Origin of the sequence: Collinsella sp. AM33-4BH (assembly GCF_003469205.1) — a bacterium.
Lineage (GTDB): Bacteria > Actinomycetota > Coriobacteriia > Coriobacteriales > Coriobacteriaceae > Collinsella.
The window spans coordinates 32,949-50,363 of the sequence record NZ_QSIN01000007.1; the positions used below are offsets into that span (position 1 = coordinate 32,949).

General features: G+C 62.2%; 17 protein-coding genes and 1 tRNA gene. 1 reads left to right on the plus strand and 17 read right to left on the minus strand.

Annotated features, from left to right (window positions below):
- Window positions 1-473 precede the first annotated feature (473 nt).
- The 17 genes from DW821_RS06390 to DW821_RS06465 form a co-directional block, all read right to left on the minus strand.
- Window positions 474-546, minus strand: a tRNA-Phe gene (locus DW821_RS06390).
- Between the two features lie 123 nt (window positions 547-669).
- The gene (locus DW821_RS06395) at window positions 670-954 is read right to left on the minus strand and encodes a ribbon-helix-helix domain-containing protein (protein WP_035137167.1); all 285 of its coding nucleotides are present in this window, start codon (window positions 952-954) and stop codon (window positions 670-672) included.
- Entirely contained in the window at window positions 929-1,219 is a 291-nt protein-coding gene (locus DW821_RS06400) for a hypothetical protein (protein ID WP_118066120.1), read from the minus strand. The genes DW821_RS06395 and DW821_RS06400 overlap by 26 nt, the downstream gene beginning before the upstream one ends.
- A 58-nt stretch (window positions 1,220-1,277) precedes the next feature.
- Window positions 1,278-1,658 carry a DUF192 domain-containing protein gene (locus DW821_RS06405; RefSeq protein ID WP_089572686.1) on the minus strand — a complete coding sequence of 127 codons (381 nt, stop codon included), beginning with the start codon at window positions 1,656-1,658 and terminating at the stop codon, window positions 1,278-1,280.
- Window positions 1,634-2,110 (minus strand): hypothetical protein, encoded by a 477-nt coding sequence (locus tag DW821_RS06410; protein WP_118066122.1) that lies wholly within the window; start codon window positions 2,108-2,110, stop codon window positions 1,634-1,636. The genes DW821_RS06405 and DW821_RS06410 overlap by 25 nt, the downstream gene beginning before the upstream one ends.
- Window positions 2,110-4,170, minus strand: a complete 2,061-nt coding sequence (locus DW821_RS06415) for a hypothetical protein (RefSeq protein ID WP_118066124.1) — start codon at window positions 4,168-4,170, stop codon at window positions 2,110-2,112. The genes DW821_RS06410 and DW821_RS06415 overlap by 1 nt, the downstream gene beginning before the upstream one ends.
- A gap of 64 nt (window positions 4,171-4,234) precedes the next feature.
- Entirely contained in the window at window positions 4,235-4,771 is a 537-nt protein-coding gene (locus DW821_RS06420) for a TadE/TadG family type IV pilus assembly protein (protein ID WP_118066126.1), read from the minus strand.
- Window positions 4,707-4,925: a hypothetical protein gene (locus DW821_RS10120; protein ID WP_022094024.1), complete on the minus strand. Its 219-nt coding sequence runs from the start codon at window positions 4,923-4,925 to the stop codon at window positions 4,707-4,709. Before DW821_RS10120 ends, DW821_RS06420 begins: the two co-directional genes overlap by 65 nt.
- Window position 4,926: 1 nt before the next feature.
- Window positions 4,927-5,490 (minus strand): hypothetical protein, encoded by a 564-nt coding sequence (locus tag DW821_RS06425; RefSeq protein ID WP_147487034.1) that lies wholly within the window; start codon window positions 5,488-5,490, stop codon window positions 4,927-4,929.
- A complete protein-coding gene (locus DW821_RS06430) occupies window positions 5,454-5,687 on the minus strand; it encodes a hypothetical protein (protein WP_089572694.1) in 234 nt (77 codons plus the stop codon). The genes DW821_RS06425 and DW821_RS06430 overlap by 37 nt, the downstream gene beginning before the upstream one ends.
- A gap of 10 nt (window positions 5,688-5,697) precedes the next feature.
- On the minus strand, window positions 5,698-6,339 hold the full coding sequence (locus DW821_RS06435; protein ID WP_118066130.1) for a type II secretion system F family protein: 642 nt from the start codon (window positions 6,337-6,339) through the stop codon (window positions 5,698-5,700).
- Window positions 6,336-7,262, minus strand: a complete 927-nt coding sequence (locus tag DW821_RS06440) for a type II secretion system F family protein (RefSeq protein ID WP_118066132.1) — start codon at window positions 7,260-7,262, stop codon at window positions 6,336-6,338. Before DW821_RS06440 ends, DW821_RS06435 begins: the two co-directional genes overlap by 4 nt.
- Entirely contained in the window at window positions 7,235-8,563 is a 1,329-nt protein-coding gene (locus DW821_RS06445; RefSeq protein ID WP_006235095.1) for a CpaF family protein, read from the minus strand. Before DW821_RS06445 ends, DW821_RS06440 begins: the two co-directional genes overlap by 28 nt.
- Window positions 8,560-10,209, minus strand: coding sequence for a P-loop NTPase (locus DW821_RS06450; protein WP_118066134.1), 1,650 nt, complete (start codon window positions 10,207-10,209; stop codon window positions 8,560-8,562). The genes DW821_RS06445 and DW821_RS06450 overlap by 4 nt, the downstream gene beginning before the upstream one ends.
- The gene (gene cpaB / locus DW821_RS06455) at window positions 10,209-10,868 is read right to left on the minus strand and encodes a Flp pilus assembly protein CpaB (protein ID WP_233540904.1); all 660 of its coding nucleotides are present in this window, start codon (window positions 10,866-10,868) and stop codon (window positions 10,209-10,211) included. The genes DW821_RS06450 and cpaB overlap by 1 nt, the downstream gene beginning before the upstream one ends.
- A 253-nt stretch (window positions 10,869-11,121) precedes the next feature.
- On the minus strand, window positions 11,122-12,075 hold the full coding sequence (gene rsgA, locus DW821_RS06460) for a ribosome small subunit-dependent GTPase A (RefSeq protein ID WP_199584310.1): 954 nt from the start codon (window positions 12,073-12,075) through the stop codon (window positions 11,122-11,124).
- 469 nt (window positions 12,076-12,544) lie between these two features.
- The gene (locus DW821_RS06465; protein ID WP_117634309.1) at window positions 12,545-15,226 is read right to left on the minus strand and encodes a cation-translocating P-type ATPase; all 2,682 of its coding nucleotides are present in this window, start codon (window positions 15,224-15,226) and stop codon (window positions 12,545-12,547) included.
- A 442-nt stretch (window positions 15,227-15,668) separates the two neighbouring features.
- Between DW821_RS06465 and pyk the strand changes: the two genes are divergently transcribed.
- On the plus strand, window positions 15,669-17,129 hold the full coding sequence (gene pyk / locus DW821_RS06470; RefSeq protein ID WP_117634311.1) for a pyruvate kinase: 1,461 nt from the start codon (window positions 15,669-15,671) through the stop codon (window positions 17,127-17,129).
- The last annotated feature ends 286 nt before the right edge of the window (window positions 17,130-17,415 follow it).

The window sequence follows — 17,415 nt, forward strand, 5'->3', positions numbered from 1 at the left end:
TTCGGATCATGCAGGTCGAACCCGCATCGTATTGCGTAGGATAAGTATCGTTTTGAGTATACCCGCGTGTGCGGACAGGCGACCGAACGGTCTGCAAAGTGACGCGAAAGTGGGAGGAATGTCTGGGAGCAGACGGACTCGGAATGGTGCGACGAGGTGTGTACGCGCGCCGGAGGCAGGCACCGGAAAGTGTGTCCCGTTCTGAGCCCTTATTCTGGGACGCAGTTTCCGCAGAACCCTACATAAAAGAAAAGGACCCCTTTGCAGAGGTCCTAGTCAATTCAAGGTGGCGGGGAAGGGAATCGCGTCCGCGCGCTGCGCGGACGGACCGCTGCGGCGCTTACGCGCCTTGCGAGCTGCGCTGGCAAACGCTTACGCGTTTACTCAGCTCCGCGCCCTCACGGGGTTCGATTCCGTGCGAGGGCTACATAAAAGAAAAGGACCCCTTTGCAGAGGTCCTAGTCAATTCAAGGTGGCGGGGAAGGGAATCGAACCCCTGACACGAGGATTTTCAGTCCTCTGCTCTACCAACTGAGCTACCCAGCCATTTGAGGTGTGCCTTGTTTCAAGGCTTGATTAGTATAACCAAGGACGCGTTCCGGTCAACCGAGAATTTCAAAAAAGTTTTTGAGCACAGCCTCGGTTCTTTAAATCGGCACGTCAGAGGCATCAGCCGGCAGCAAGAAGTTTTTCGCTCAGAGCCGCACGGGCAAACTCACTTGGCGTCATCCCCTCGGCAGCCGCCCGTCGACGAATGGCCTCCTTCATTCCCAGAGGAATCTTGACCGACAGCGTTGCCGTCCCCTCACCCGAGAGTGGGGGCCGTCCATGCACGATCCCACCAACGGTGTGTTCGCCATCCGGAAACTCTCCGCGCTCGTACGACTCGCACCACGCGTCAATCATTTCATCCGTTACAACCTGACCATTAGCGGCCGTATACGTCTTGCCCATCATCGACCCCTTTGCCGAGCCCGTTCAATCTCCTGCCAAAATTTCTTCTGGACTGGAGACAAGGCATGAATGATAAGCCCCCACGGACAAGCTCGACCGCGACAAGCTCCACGCTTCGTCCGTCTGGGAGCCATCCAATCGCAAGCCATCTCGGCGGCTCGTCCTTCGGCTCGCGACGAATGCACTCAGTAACCGCAAGCCAAGCGCCAAGCACCTGCTTTTCCGTCAGGTGCTTTTTAGCGTTGGGATGGATCTCAACATCCATGCATCTTCTCCTCCATCTTACCCAATTTCGTATGACGAAAGTCCGCTGTCGCCAATTCTTAAGCCGGCACGCGTTGGAGAGCAGGGGTCGAAACAATGATTGAAGGACGCTCTAGTACGGCCCAGGCGCCGGGGCAGGAGCACATACGCCAGGGACGTACGTTTTCGTAGCATACGAGGACATAGCCACGTGCATCGATAAAGGCGATATCGATGGGATAGGCCATAAAACACGTATGGACCGAAGAGCAGCGTGGAAATGCCATGACGAGCGGCAGACCGTTGGCGGCAACCGGACACCGTCCCAGCATGCCGCGCAGGCGCACGGCAAACGACTCCGCCACCGCAAACTCGGCCGGCGTCCAGCCCAGCCTATTGAGTGCCCGCGCGTAGGCGATGTAGGACGAGACCGCGGTCACATGACCACCCCCGGACGCCATGGATCGACCGTCACCGCGCGCTCGTGCGACAACGTTGTCGGCGCCCCCAGCGGAACGCCAGCGATGCTGAGAGAAGTCGGCCACGGCTCATAGTGCATGGTGCAGGTGTAGGTCCTAAACGTACCGGATAGGGAGAGCAGGCCACCATCCGATGCCTCCGCGCCTTGCTCGCTCGACACTTCGATCTGCAAGTCATAGCCTTCCATGGCATTCAGAATTTGAGTCCGGACCGTCGCCGAGGCATCGACAGAGCTTTCGTCGCCCTCCCCGCTCGGCGCCACGGCGTGCGCCAACACGATGTCGGGCACCACGCGGTCGAAGCGCGCGACAGCGCTGGCATAGATCATGACGTTGTATACGATGAGTGCCAGCACCAGCAAAACGGGCGTAACCACTGTTATCTCCACCGTCGCTTGGGCGCGCTCCTCGCGCAGACGCATGCGGATACTCATTACGACCCACCGCCCAGAGCGCCAACCAGCGTGGCGACATCGACGGTGAGCGGGATGGAGCCGCCGCCGGGCAGAGGAATCTCCGCAAGCGTGAACACCGTACCGCTGATGGTGCGTTCGACTTGATATTCCAACGCCTCGCAAAGCGCCTTGGGATCGGTCACGCCCAACGGAATACTTCGCAGTTTGTCTTGCGCTTGAGAGAGACCAGCAATGTCAGACCCCGGGCTCTTAATGACGTTGGCGGAATCAGTCAGCACCGGCTTTCGCAGGCGCAAGTCACACGGTTCCAAACCCAGCGCCGCCACGGACGCCGAAACGGTATCGCCGAGCCACGATGCGATGGAGCCCAACGCGCCGCTGCCCCCTCCTAGGCCTTTAATCATCTCGTCCATAAGTTCGTCGGCCGAACCTTGGATGTCTCCGTATCCCACAAGCAGCCGTCCCCAGACATCCATGACGCCGTCGAGTACGCCGGCAACGCCACCCGAGCGTTCCTTCAATGTCGAGAAAAATCGCGAAAGCACGTTGTTTTGCGCCGTCGCCTCATCGGGCGCCAGCACCGCGGCAGAGATGGCACCGCGATCGCCAAGCCTGACTGCCGTGTTAAACGAAGAGTTGAGCTCATCGGGGCTCGAGATGGCACCCGAAACCGCAAAGGCAACCACGCCGTTGCGACCGGGCGGAGCGATACGTGGACGCTCGCCCGAAAGCGCTTTGATGGCCTGGTCAAACGCATTGCTCGCACGGTCGGTCTCGTCTTCGGTCTGACGTTCGAGCTCGAGCTCTTTGTTGCGGCATTCGACGTAGCCTTCCAGGGCGTCTTTGAACTTGTCAAAGTGATACTCGAAGCCGTTTTCGATCGATGTAGAAGGAGCGGCGACGGCACCCAGTGTCTTGACTCCAAAATGGCAGCGGTCGCATGCTTCTCTCCCGTCAAAGTCAGCAACCGATGACAGTCCTCCCGGCGCTCCCTTTTTATAGTTTGGGCAGCCAGTTCCATAATGGATGTACGTCTTGCCGTCATTGCTGCTCGTCGGCCACGCGGCATCGGTATAAAGATCGCTCGCCCTGGCCTCGTCCGCGTTGCGCGGCAGCAGCGGCAGGTCCGCGACGACGCTCGTGCCGTCGTCCACGATGGAGGCTCGCCCGAGCTCTTCACCGGCATACCGATAGAACGCCTTTCGAGCGGCAGACTCCGCCTGCATCTCGACACCGCTTCCAAGCGGCTTTTCGTTAGCAAGGCGCTGACGGTAATATGTTCTCGCTCGGTCAAGCGCCACCTGGGGCTCCCACGTGACGCTCGATGCGTAATGTGGGTTGAGCTCGCCCGGCAGCGACGCCAGCTTCTTCGCGCGCTCCCACATGCACGAACGGCCACCAATCGTGCCCTTGTCCGACCCGCCGCAGTCCGCAAGCCAGGCGCGCTCTTTTGCTTTCGCCGTATCCTCAGAAGCCTCCTTCAACTTTTTGGCTGCGAGCTCTAAATCATCTGACGCATCTTTAATGGCATCGGTCGAGATCTCGGAACCCTCGAGCGCAACAAAATCAGACTCGGATGTCCTGGGCACGGCAAGCGCCGTACCGGTATAGGTCACACTATCGGTATCCTGCGCCGACACCGCCTGCGTGGCACGCGCGGCGATCAGATACGGCAGAGCCGTCTCGATTTTCTGTAAGCCTTCCGATGCGCTTTTTGCAAACTTGTTGCGCGTTTTAATGATCTCAATCCCGGTGTCGACCATATTGCCGGCAACTGGTTCGGCACCCGGGATGAGGATGGCGACCAGGCCCGTCCCGATCGTGGCAAACCCCGCCAGCCCCAGACTCAAGATGCTCGCATCAACCACCGTGGCAGCCGTGTGATAGGACGACACTACGTTGGCACCCGCCAGCGCGCCGCTATCGGCCGCCACCTGGGTATCCCCGGCACGCGACATGCTCCATATCGCCGCCGTCGACGAAAACAGCAGCGTGAGCACCACCAAGATGACCACCGCAGAGGAGAGCGTGGTGTAGGCACCGTCTTCGATAAACAGATCGACACCGGCTCGACCCATAAAGCCGCCTCGCTTGCGATGGCAGCTCGGACGGCACGTCAAAACGCGTCTAGACCAGAAACGCTTAATCCCATGTAGCAATCCACGAATCATAGTCTCCCTCCAGCCATTCGGGACGCGATTGATACGAGACATCGACTTTGAGCTCAACGTAGCCGCCCTCGGCGGTACCACCCATAGCCTGCGCAAACGCACCGATCACAGGCAACGGCTTGACCTCGCCGGAAACGGACACGGACGAGACGCTACCCGCATCTGCCCGGCCAAGCTCGATATCCCACGACAACGGCCCGCCGGCATGAAAGATCGAAACGTTGGGCACTGCGGCAAGCCGGCGGCGGGTAAACTCCTTAAGATCGTCGTCCTCCGCCGTCGTCGTGGTCATGAGCCGCGCGGTCTCGGCGGCGGCAGACTCCATGACCGCGCGCGTATAGAGCAGGCACACCGGTTGCAGTGCGAGAAGGATGAGCGTCAGAAACGTCGGCAGCAAAAAAGCGGCCTCGACCGTTGACTGCGCCCGGTCCTCACGCGCGATATCAATACAACGCGATGTCCTTAGCGCCCGCAGCGGCGTCGATAACCGATGTCGAGGCAACGCCATGGGATGCCGCCCGCTCAACCAGCGCCGCCAAGCGCCCATCGGTGCCAGCGCGCCAAAGCCCCGCGATCGCCAGCACGATCGATAACAGCGCCACCGTGACGATGGCGTATTCCACAGTCGCTTGGGCAACCTCTTCACGCAGAACGCCATGCATTTCACGATCCCTCCTTTGAGCTTATTGTTTGCGGGACCAGGCGCACGGCGCGCAGACGACACGAAGCATCGCCAGTATCCGCGGCAACCGTCACCATATCGACCCAGCCGCGTCCGTCACGCACGATAGCGCCCCACACGTTTCCCTTGATGTCGAGATAGCCGCTCAGAGCAAGTTGTGCCGTGGGTACCTCGCGATAGGCACGCAGCATATCCTCCGCCGCTTCGGTCATCGGTCGGTCCTCGGACCATGCAAGCCGGACCGCAATCGCGTTGCCCTCAGGCGAATCCGTCGCAGTGCCAGACCGCTTGTCGAGCGTCCGCAGAAAGGTTTGCGCCGTGATAGCGACATCCGAATCGTCCGCATCTCGCATCTCATCTTCTTGAGACGCCACCGCCGAATCTGAGCCCAAATCGGAGGCGGTCCCAGGACGCTGCTGCCGCGCGACGTTAAGCCCCCAAAGCACCGCCGCTATCGCCACGGTCAGGCAAGCAAACACCAGCAGCACCCCGATGGGACGCTCGCCCTCTACAGGCTGTTGATGCCCTCGCTGATAGCGTTCCATAGATCTTGGACCTTGCCCTTAAATGCGACGATGGCGATAATCGCGATCACCACGAGCACGCCGACCAAGATGGCATACTCGGTGGTACCCTGTGCACTCTCCTCCTGCAATAGTTCCTTGGCGCGCTGACGAACATGTGCCGCCCGGCAAAACGCCCAGCCCTGGACCTTGCCAGCAGCGTCAGTCATCGTGTTCATGTATTCCTCCCTACATCATCCCGCCTGCTCCCAGCAGCGGGCCCAATATGGACAGAAGCAACGCCGGCAAGATGAGCGTGCCGGTGGGAATCAGCAGCTTGACGGGCGCACGTTCGATCTCGCGCTCGACCGCGGCGCGATGAGCCGCACGGATCTCGCGACTTTGAGCGGCCAGCGTCTCGGCAAGTGGGGCACCCAGGGCGAGCGCCTGCCCCACCGTGATGGCAAAGGTCTCGAGCGCTCGCACGTCCAGGTCGCGCGCGGCGGCCAACAACTCGTCCTCACGCGTGCCCACGCCCACCTGCCACGCCATGCAGGCGCGCTCAAGGCGAAGAGCCAGCACTGACCGGCGGTTGGCGCAGAAAATCTCAAGCGCCGCATCAAACGAAAGACCGGCCGAAAGACCCAAGCGCACAACATCGATCATCTCGGACACTTCGCCGAGCGACACTCGCGCCGGGCCGCCCGCTCCAACCGCGCCCTTCACTCGCGCGGTCAGAGCATCGACCACCGAGCAACCCGCAGCAGCGACCAGCACCGCCTCGCGCTTGCAGGCCCCTGCGATCTTGCGCGCATCCACCCGATCCAAACCCGTCGCGACAAATACACTCAGGGCGCACAGGCAAGCCGCAACTGCAACCAGGGCGCTCATAGCTCCACCCTCATAATGCGCCGGATAACCACCAGGGCAACGGCGTTGAGGGCAAGACCCAGCACCACAGCGCCCGCGCCGGCAGGCGTCGCAAGACCGCGACGAAAATCTGCCGAAAGCAGCGCCAACACCGCGCACATGCCCGCCGGCATCGCCGCGACCATATGCGCAGACATGCGAGCCTGCGACGTCTTAACATCCAGGCGGCGCTTGAGCTCAATGCGCTCCCCCACCATGCTCGATGCCTCGGACAGTAAGTCGGCAAGCGGAGCGCCGGTGCGCTGAGACACCTTAAGCGCCAAGGTCACAAGCGAAAGACCGGGGGCGTCGATACGCACGAGCAAGTCATCGAGCGCGTCGGTCGCCGAGATGCCGCAATCGATCGCCGCCGCCACCCGCAAAAACTCGTTATGCACTGGCTCTTGCGCATGAGCGCCCACAAAGCGCATGCCCTGGGCCAGCGAATGTCCCGAGGCAAGCGACATGGAAAGTGCGGTAAACGCCTCGGGCATTGCCTCTTCTGCATCGTGTTGCTCGCGCCGGCTCTCAAAGCCATCCCGAGCGGCACCAACGGCAAACGGAGCAACAAGTCCCAAGGCAAATCCGAGGGGCGATAACGACACCATCGTTAGTAAAACGCAGCAGACACCGCTCGATAGCAGCAGAAACGCCAAACGTCCCGAAGCATCTTCGATCACGAGGCCAAGGCGATGCGCCGGAGCCAGCGATGCCCACGAACGGGCGATCTTTTTCAGCAGATCGTTTTCCACCAGCTCACGCGGCAGCTTCTCTGCCACCGTCTCGAGCGCCTGACGTGCCAGCTCCGCCGGCGGTACCTGCGGCACACGAGGTTCCGCCCCGCACGCCGTCGCGACAGAAAGCCCTGCCAAGCCCCCTACGACGAGGGGCACAGTGATCTCCATTCGTCCACCTCCTCTTGTGTGAGCGTCCCCGACCGCAGGCCTTCTGCGATAAACGGCGGCTCGCGGTCAAGCGTCCAGGTGCGCTCGGCGGCATCGAACGTCACATAGCGCTCGAGCTCTACGCCGCCCGATGCGGCGCGTCGCACCCCCGAATACGAGGAGACGAAGCGCCTGCCATCGGCGTGGCGCTCGGACATCACGATACCGTCGAGCGCCATGGCAATCTGCTCCTCGATGAGCTCACTCGGCAGGTCGATGCCATAACGCGCAAGCAACGTCAGACGCACCACGGTCTCCTGTTCTGAACCCGCATGAAGTGTGGTGAGCGACCCGTCGTGGCCCGTGTTCATGGCCTGCAACATGTCGCAGCACTCGGCACCGCGCACCTCGCCCACCACGATGCGGTCGGGGCGCATGCGCAGGGCATTAGTTACCAGGTCGCGGATCGTCACCGCGCCTTCACCCTCAATTGAAGCCTCGCGCGCCTCTAGGCGCACCACGTGCGGATGATGCGCAAACTTGAGCTCGGCAGAGTCCTCGATCGTCACGATGCGCTCGCCGGTGGAAATCTCACATGACAACGCGTTGAGCAGGGTGGTCTTACCAGATCCCGTGCCTCCCGCAACCGCCAGGTCCTGTCGCAGCGACACCGCGCACGACAGCAGCTGCGCATACCAAAGCGGCAGCGACCCCAGCCCCACAAGCTCGTCCAGCGAGCAGATACGGTCCGAGAACTTTCGGATGGTGAGAATCGGTCCGTCAATCGCCACAGGCGGAATCACCGCGTTGACGCGATAGCCCGTTTTGAGGCGGGCGTTGACGATGGGGCTGCGCTCGTCGATACGGCGGCCAAGTGGCGAGATGATGCGGTCGATAAGCACACGGATCTGTTCATCATCCTCAAACGCATGCTCGATGGGGTACAAGACGCCGCCGCGTTCAAAGAAAGCCGAGCGGCAGCCGTTGATCATGATCTCGGTAACGGTGTCGTCCTCGATGAGCGGCTGCAACGGCCCCAAGCCCACCACGTCATCCAAAATCTCGTCGATGATGGTTTCGCGCTCGGGCGTCGCGAGATCGGTCGGCTCCTCAACATTGAGCGCCGCCTCCACCGCGGGACGCAATTCCGAGCGGGCAAGTGCCGGGTCGATATAGGCGCTGATACGCGCCACTTCGTCGTAACCCATGCGGTCCATCACGGCGCGCTTGGTGCGTCGTTTCACGGCGCGGCGACGCCCCGCATCTACAGGCGCTGCCGCCGCCGCAGCGCCGGCAGCCTTAATCCTCGTCTGCAGGCTCATCGCTGATCACCCTCGCGCAACCAGGGAAGGCGGATACGCGGGCGTTCGGTACGCGTTGCACGGTCGGCGACCATATCGCCCCAAGGGCCGACGGCGCACCCCAGTTCCACGAGCATCTCGCGCGTGGCCTCGCGCATGCTAGTCGCAAAAGCACTGGTCTGCCCCACCGCCTCGTCAGCGCGCCCAAACGCCATGAGCGCGGCGAGATCCTGCCCGCCATCGGCGATACGAATCTTGGAGCTCAACGCACAGGCAATCTCAAAGCGCATGGCGACGTCCTCGTCTGCCCCGCGCGCACCGAACCGGTTGAACACGGCGCTCATGCGCGTGCGCGGCACACCTACTCGACTTGCCAGTTCGATGACGCGCGACGCCGATGTCGCGGACGACACCGCCGCATCGCCAACGACCAGGCAACGGTCGCTCGCCGCCACCGCAGCCGCCACGGCGTCGCCCCAAAAGACCGAGGTATCGATAAAGACCACGTCGGATTCGCGACGCAGAACATCAAGCAGTAGCTCCACCGGACGCGCCATGAGCTCAGCTTGCTCGGGCGCCGCGACGGGACCCCAGAGCGTAACGCCCGGCGCCACGCGCATCGATGTGGCTACGATATCCGGCTCGGTGAGCGTGCCCGCCGCCGACGGCTCGATAAGTGCCGCCATATCGCGCGGAGCATCGACGCCTAACAAGTCGTAAAGGTTTCCAAACATCAGGTCCAGGTCGAGCACGGCGGCACGCAAGCCCAACAGCGACGATGTGTGTGCCATGGTGGCAACGATCGTCGACTTGCCGCAACCGCCCGAACCCGAAATGGCGCAGATGACCAGAGCTCGATGCGGCGAAGCGGCAGCGTCTGCCGGCGGCATCGGAGGCGGCGGGGCGGGCGTCGGTGGCAGCGCCCCCGTCTCCCCCGCCGCAACCACACGCTGCGTCCAAGCCGGCATGGCAGCTTGTTCGGTCTGCGAGGCAGGCTCGTTCTGCGCAATCTGCTCATGCTGCATTAGCGACAACTCGCCGCACCCGGCAAAGCCCTCAACTTCGTCGAGTTCATCCACCAGATTCACGCCGTGCACGTATCCCATATCTACAGCCGGGGAGTCGCCAGCATGCTGCGCCGGCCCTCCAGCGTCATCGCATACAAGGGGGTTCCGGGGGCGCCGACCATGCTCGGCTTCCGCTTTTCCATAATCATCAACACGCGGACCTCTTGTAGCGCGAGGCGCCCCGGGTTCCCTATCAACAAAAGCATCGGGCTCAATCGTCATGTGCCGATCGGAATCAACCGCTCCCTCGCCCGCGCGCCCGTTGCCGCATACACTGTGCGCAGCGATGACCTCGGTCGCCCCCGCGCGAAACAGCCCCTCGATATCCGACGGATCGAGCGCTTCTATCAACACGACCACGCGACTCACGCGGCCTTCGGCCGTCAGGCGCGCAACAGTCTTGCGCACATCTTCGGTATCAAACAGAGACGCCGCGATGATGGCAGCCCCGCGGCGCGACGGAAACGCCCGCGCCATGGAAACCAGCCCGTCCAGGTCACCCACGCGAAGCACCTGTGCACCCGCCTCACGGCCCTCGACTTCCCGCTGCAACAGCCCGTAATCGCCGCACGCGCAGCACGCAAGCCAGATCGCCTTCATCACTCGTCGCCTCCGCTCTTTTTGCCGCGCGCCGTGGCGGGAATCGTCAAGCTGACCGTTCCCTTGCCCGAGGCTCCCAGCAGTTCCTTGACGTCTTCGGGGTCAGCCGCCAGCGTCACCCATTCGATCTTGCCCTCGCGCGTGGAACCGGAATCCTCACTGGTATCGATCACGTACGCGCCGCACAGCCGATCGGTTACGCCGTCTTTTTGCACGTACACGTCCACGTAGCTGCCCACGCCCGCAGCACCGCCGACCGAGTGCTCGGCATCGACCGCCACCGAAACGGCGACCTTACCCTTAGGCACCTCGAGCATGTGGCTCTCGGCCTTGGTGTAGACATTGCAGATCACGGCGTTTTTGGGAATACGCGAAGTCGTCACGTCGCCGCGCACCTGGCGCAGCTCGGTCGCCGCGTCACGCGGCAGCAGACTCGTCAGCCACTCCTGGGTTATGACATTGGTCTCATCGAGGGTCTCGCCCACATCGATATCGCGCGCCGCGACGCATACCTCGACGCGATCGCCACCGTACTTGGCCAAGGTCTCAGCCTGGACCTGTTCGGCTTGCGAGCGGATCGACGAGCCGTAAACCATGCAGAGCAGAGCAGCGAGCACGCCCGCGACCAGACTGATGGCGATGCGCTTGCTCTTGTTCACGGCCGCTCCTCTCATGGCAGTGCCGGGCGAATGCCCGTACCACCATTGTCTGGGCGGCCAGAGTGCAAAGCGGCGCAATCGCAATCTTGGTTTTCGATGTCAAACCAATCGCTGACCAAAAGCTGACCAGCCCGTCAAGCTCGTGGCAAGGTTTTGGTCAGCACGTCAGCAAACTGTATGTTTCGAAGCTTTTCCGCAGCAAAAAAAGCCGTCTCCCGAACAGTTGGGAGACGGCTGTCATAGGAAAAATCAATTACAGATGGACATCGGGATCGAGCATTTGAGCGCTCACGCGCATGGATGACGCCAGGTTTTGGAACGTTTCCAGACGCAGGCTATCGATCTGCCCGGCGTCATCGGCCTCGCGAACGGCGCAGCCCGGCTCATGGGTATGCGTGCAATCGCCAAACCGGCACGCGCGCGATGCCTCGACAATCTCGGGGAAAGCGCGCGCCAGACCCCGCTCGTGACCCACGAGCGGCAGGCTGCGCAGGCCCGGGGCATCGGCGATCACGCCGGCGTCGCCCGGCAGTGCCACCATCACGCGCGCGACGGTAGTGTGACGGCCCTGATCGTCGCGTTCGCGCACACCGCCGGTCGCCAACGTATCGTGGCCCAGCAGCGCATTGAGCAGCGTCGACTTGCCGGCACCCGACTCGCCCAGAATCATGGCGCAGCTCCCGGCAGGCACGCAGGCACGGACCTCGTCCAGGCCGCGGCCCTCGGCAGAGGACGTCACGATCACGCGCACGTTCGGACCCACCAGGCGGCGCACGCGGTCCAGATCGCGCTCGAGTTCCTCGGCATCGCAGCGGTCAGCTTTGGTGAGTACCACCACCGGCTCGGCATCGCAGTCGAGCGCCAATACCAGCGAACGCGCCACACGGTCGAGCAGCACCTCGCCGGCACCGAGCGCCTGCACGATTAGCACGCTATCCACGTTGGAGCAGAGCACCTGGCGCTCTCCGCGGGCACGGCCGCGCCAACGCTCAAAGCTCGTACGGCGCGGCAGCACGCATTCAATCACGCCCATATCGTGCCCGGGAGCGCGGCGCACCGCCACACGATCGCCCACGGCAGGCAGCAGGACCTCGTCCCCACCGCGCGACTTGGCAAATCCCACGGCATGCTCGGCGCGGAAGGTATCGTCGGCAGTCGCCACCAGCGGAAACCCACGATCCAAGCGCACCACGGCGCCAAGCTGCATCTGCTCGGGCTCCTCGGCATGTGCGCAGAAATCATCAAAGGCAGCCTGCTGAGCTTCATCGACCGGCAGGTCATCAAACGCCGGAACATCCTGCAGCGCGTCAAGCCCCGGTACACTCGCCAGCAACTCCTCAGCAGATGCAGGGGGTTCGGTCGCGAGCTTCCGACGACGATCACGCTTAGCCCGCGCCCCCGTCGTCTTTTTCTTCGCCTTAGCCCTAGCCTTGCCCACAAGCGCCTCCCAGCACCATAAATCACAACTGAGCAGGTATTTTAAATCAAAAAGAGCTGGCCGGGCAAAGCCCGACCAGCTCACATACTTTCCCTCAGCTTACGGTCCCGAGAGGTTATCCGAAGGCCCGCCCGCCGGGAGGGGTTTCTTCTGAGTGATCCCGCAGCGCGAAGCGCGAGGACCAGCGAAGAAGAAACCCCGCAGGCGGTCGGGCCGGTGGGAAGGATGGCCTTTCGACCTACTCCTTCTCGACCGCGCGCATGATCGCCTTGTAGATCTCCATCAGCGGGATGATCAGGAAGGCCAGGCCCAGGGCAGCGACAACGCCCTTGAGCTCAAGCGTCACGGGGCCAAAGAACATCTCGGCAAGCGTCGGCTGCACGGTCACGATCACCGTCAGCACCAGTGCCAGCGCGGCGGAAGCCCACAGCCACTTGTTCTGCTTCTTCATGGTGAACAGCGACGCACGACGGCTGCGCATATTGAAGCAGTGGAAAATCTCGACCATGTTGAGCGTGATGAACGCCATCATCACGCCTTCCTCGTCGGCATTGCCGGCGATCATATCGGCGATGTGGATGTAGCCCATGTCAAAGTACACGCCCACAAAGAAGCTCGCCAGCACCAGCGCGGTGATGATTAGGCCCTGGACCACGCAGTCCAGACCCATATGTCCGGCAAAGACACCGTCCTTGGCGTTGCGCGGCTTGCGCTTCATGATGTCGCCCTCGGCATCCTCCATGCCCAGCGCGAGCGCGGGGAAGCAGTCGGTGACCAGGTTCACCCACAGCAGCTGCACCGGCTGGAAGATGGTAAAGCCGATGAGCGTGGCGATAAACACCGAGAACACCTCGGCAAGGTTGGCCGAAAGCAGGAACTGGATGACCTTGCGGATGTTGTCGTAGATGCGACGACCCTCTTCGCAGGCGCCGATGATGGTAGCGAAGTTGTCATCGGCAAGTACCATGTCGGCGACGTTCTTGGTGACGTCGGTACCGGTGATGCCCATACCAACGCCAATGTCGGCGCGCTTGATGGACGGGGCGTCGTTGACGCCGTCGCCCGTCATGGCCACGATCTGGTCGCGCGACTTCCAGGCCTCGACGATGCGTGTCTTGTGCTCGGGCTGGACGCGGGCGTACACGCCGTAGTCCTCGATGTGCGCGTCGAGTTCCTCGTCGCTCATGCGATCGAGGTCGGCACCGGTGATGGCCTGGCTGCGATCGGCGACGATGCCCAGCTGCTTGGCGATGGCCACGGCGGTGTCGATGTGGTCGCCCGTGATCATGACGGTGCGGATACCGGCGTCGTGCGCCTCGTGGATAGCGTCGGCCACCTCGGGACGGACCGGGTCGATCATGCCGGACAGGCCACAGAAGACCAGGTCATGCTCGAGCGCAGCGGGGCTGCAGTCGTCGGGAACCTCGGTGTAGGTGCGGCTTGCCAGCGCCAGTACGCGCAGGGCCTCGTCGGCCATGGCCTTGTTGGCCGCCACGAGCTCGGCGCGGCGCTCCTCGGTCAGGGGGACGACCTTATCGCCCTCGTAGATATGGGTGCACAGGCCGATCACCACGTCGGGCGCACCCTTGGTGTACTGCTCGTACTCGCCATCCAGGGTCTCGACGACCACGGACATCATCTTGCGGCCCGAGTCAAACGGGGCCTCGCCCACGCGCGGATGCTCGGCAGTCAGGCCAGTGAGGCCCGCCTTGCCGGCGTCGTTGACGAGCGCGCACTCAGTCGGCTCGCCCACGGCCTCGCCCAGCTCCTCGTCCCACTGAGCATCGGAGCACAGCGCCATGCCGGCCAGGAACTTCTCCTTGGGCGCAGCGAGCTCGTGCTTGACGACGGTCATCTTGTTCTGGGTAAGGGTACCGGTCTTGTCGGAGCAGATGGTCTGCGTGCAGCCAAGGGTCTCGACGGCAGAGAGCTTGCGGATAATCGCCTGGCGCTTGGCCATCTTGGTCACGCCGAGCGAAAGGACGATGGTCACGACGGCGACCAGGCCCTCGGGAATGGCGGCGACGGCAAGCGAGACGGCGACCATAAAGGTGTCGAGCAGGGCAGTCGGGTCGGTGAGGACATTGCCCACGCCGTGGCGGAGGATGTCAACGCCAAAGATCACGACGCAGATGACGATCACCATAATGGTAAGGATGCGGCTGAGCTCGGCGAGCTTCACCTGCAACGGCGTGAGCTCCTCCTTGGCCTCGGCCAGGGCGCCGGCGATCTTACCCATCTCGGTGTTCATGCCGGTGCCGACCACGACGGCGCGGCCACGGCCGTATACCACGGTGGAACCCATGTAGCACATGTTCTTGCGGTCGCCGAGCGGCACGTCATCGGTGCCCGCGGCAAGCTCGATCACGTTGGCGTGCTTCTCTACGGGCACGGACTCGCCGGTGAGCGCGGCCTCTTCGATCTTCATCGTGGCGCTCTCGAGCACGCGGCAGTCGGCCGGGACGGAGTCGCCCGCCTCGAGCATGATCACGTCGCCGGGCACGAGCTCGGCGCTCGGCAGGTGCACGAGCTTGCCGTCGCGCAGCACCTTGGACTGCGCCGCACTCATCTCCTGCAGGGCCTCGAGGGCCTCCTCGCTCTTGGCTTCCTGGACCACGCCCAGCACCGAGTTGACGATAACGACGAACATGATGATGGCGACATCGGCAAAGTCGGGCTCGCCCTTGACCATGCCCGTGAGCGCACTGATGACGGCGGCAACGATCAGCATGATGACCATGGGGTCGGCCATCTGCTCAAAGAAACGCTTCCACAGCGGCGTCTTCTCGGCTTCCTCGAGCTTGTTAGGGCCTGTCTTGGCAAGGCGCGAAGACGCCTCGTCGTTGCTCAGGCCGAGGTTCTCATCGACACCTTGGTCGCTGAGCACCTCCGCCGCGGCGGACAGGTATTCCTTTTGCATATAGAGTCCCCTCCTGGGATTCGGGCCACTCAGCAGATTGATGCCCGATCATAATTCCCAGGAGAAGGGCAAGGGCTCATCAAGGCTGCCGTGCTGAGCGGCAGTTGATAGTGGAGCTATGGTACCCCAAAGCGACGCGTCTAGCCAAAACAATCGGTTTGGAAATATGGTCCGCACGCAACGGTGCAGACCGTGTGATGCTCAACATTGGTAAAACGTTTTTTCTTCGGCACATCGCCAAACTGACATATCGCCCAGATAGCAGCGGTTGGAGTGGTTGGTAAAGATTTTCCATATACCGTTTTTCCCGCAAAAAATGAACTTCCATTTCGGCATACGGTCGATTTTTTGGGGTATTCGGTCGGCATTTCGTTATAATCATCTCGGTTTTATTTCTTATGGTTTATCTATCAGCGCAAGACGATGTCAGATGGAGGTCTGAATGTACAAGCGCACTAAGATTGTATGCACCATGGGTCCCGCCTGCGATAGCGACGAGACCATCCGCGAGATGATCAAGGCGGGCATGAACGTCGCCCGTTTTAACTTCTCGCACGGCTCCTACGACGAGCACCACGGTCGCATCGAGCGCGTCCGCCGTATTTCCAAGGAGCTCGGTCTGCCTGTCGGCATCCTGCTCGACACCAAGGGCCCCGAGGTCCGCACCGGCCTTCTGGTCGACGGCAAGAAGGTTGCCGTCAAGACCGGCGATAAGATCGTCGTCACCGCTCAGCCCACGTCCGAGGATTTCCACGGCACCGCTGAGCACATCTCCCTCGACTACCTGGCTCTGCCCTCCGAGGTCGAGAAGGGCTCCCTCATCCTGATCGATGACGGCCTGGTTGCCCTCGAGGTCGAGTCCGTCAGTGGCCAGGACATGACCTGCGTCGTTAAGAACGACGGCCTGATCGGCGAGCGCAAGGGCGTCAACATGCCCAACGTCAACATCTCGCTGCCCGCCATCACCGAGCGCGATCGTCAGGACATCCTCTTTGGCCTGACCGAGAACATCGACTACATCGCCGCTTCCTTCATCCGTGACGGCGAGTCCGTCCGCGGCATCCGCGAGCTTTGCCGCGAGAACGGCGGCGAGCACGTGACGATCTTCCCGAAGATCGAGTGCGCCTTGGGCGTCGAGAACTTCGACGAGATTCTCGAGGCTTCTGACGGCATCATGGTCGCCCGTGGCGACCTGGGCATCGAGATCAAGCCCGAGCTCGTTCCGCACATCCAGAAGGAGATCATCGCCAAGTGCAACGCGGCCTACAAGCCCGTCATCACCGCTACGCAGATGCTCGACTCCATGCAGCAGAACCCGCGCCCGACGCGCGCCGAGGTTGCCGACGTTGCTAACGCCATTTATGACGGCACCGACGCCGTCATGCTGTCCGGCGAGTCCGCTGCCGGTAAGTACCCGGTCGAGGCCGTTAAGATGCAGGCCAGCATTGCTCTCGAGACCGAGAAGTACCTCCCGGCCCACGCTCCGCTCGAGGTTCCGGCCGATGCTCACGGCACCCGCGTTGTCAACAACGTTGTGGGTATGTCCGCTGTGAACATGGCTACCACCGTTGGCGCCAAGTGCATCACCGTGCCGACGACCACCGGTCGTACCGCTCGCCTGATCTCGCACTTCCGTCCCAACATGCCGATCTGCGCGTTCTCCCGCCACGAGTGGGCCGTCCAGCAGATGATCATGTACTGGGGCGTTATCCCGCACCAGGCCGAGATTACCCAGGGCACCGTCAACGGCACGATCGTCAAGGCGATCGAGACCGCTAAGGAGCTCGGCTACGTCGAGGCTGGCGATTTGACCGTCGCTACCGCCGGCGATCCCCGCATGAGCGTCCAGCTCGAGGACAAGGTCTCCTCGACCAACGTCGCTTACGTCGCTCAGGTGCGTTAAGTCGTACTTGCAAGCATGTTTGCATTGCAAAGGGCCCGGAAGGCTTCGCCTTTCGGGCCCTTTTTCTGTGTCAATGCCGGCACACGGCAAAACACGCACCCATTTCTTTACCAAAAGCGCGAAATCCACCTTTCGAGGCCCAAAAATAAAGTCCCAAGCGCTAAAAGTGTTCGCCCGATGGCGAAACCACACCTTACCCGACGCTGCTAAATCGTTTTAGCAAGAGCCAGATCGACCGCGTTTTCGGAAGTATGCGGCAAATTCTGAGACCTCCGAGCACACCCCG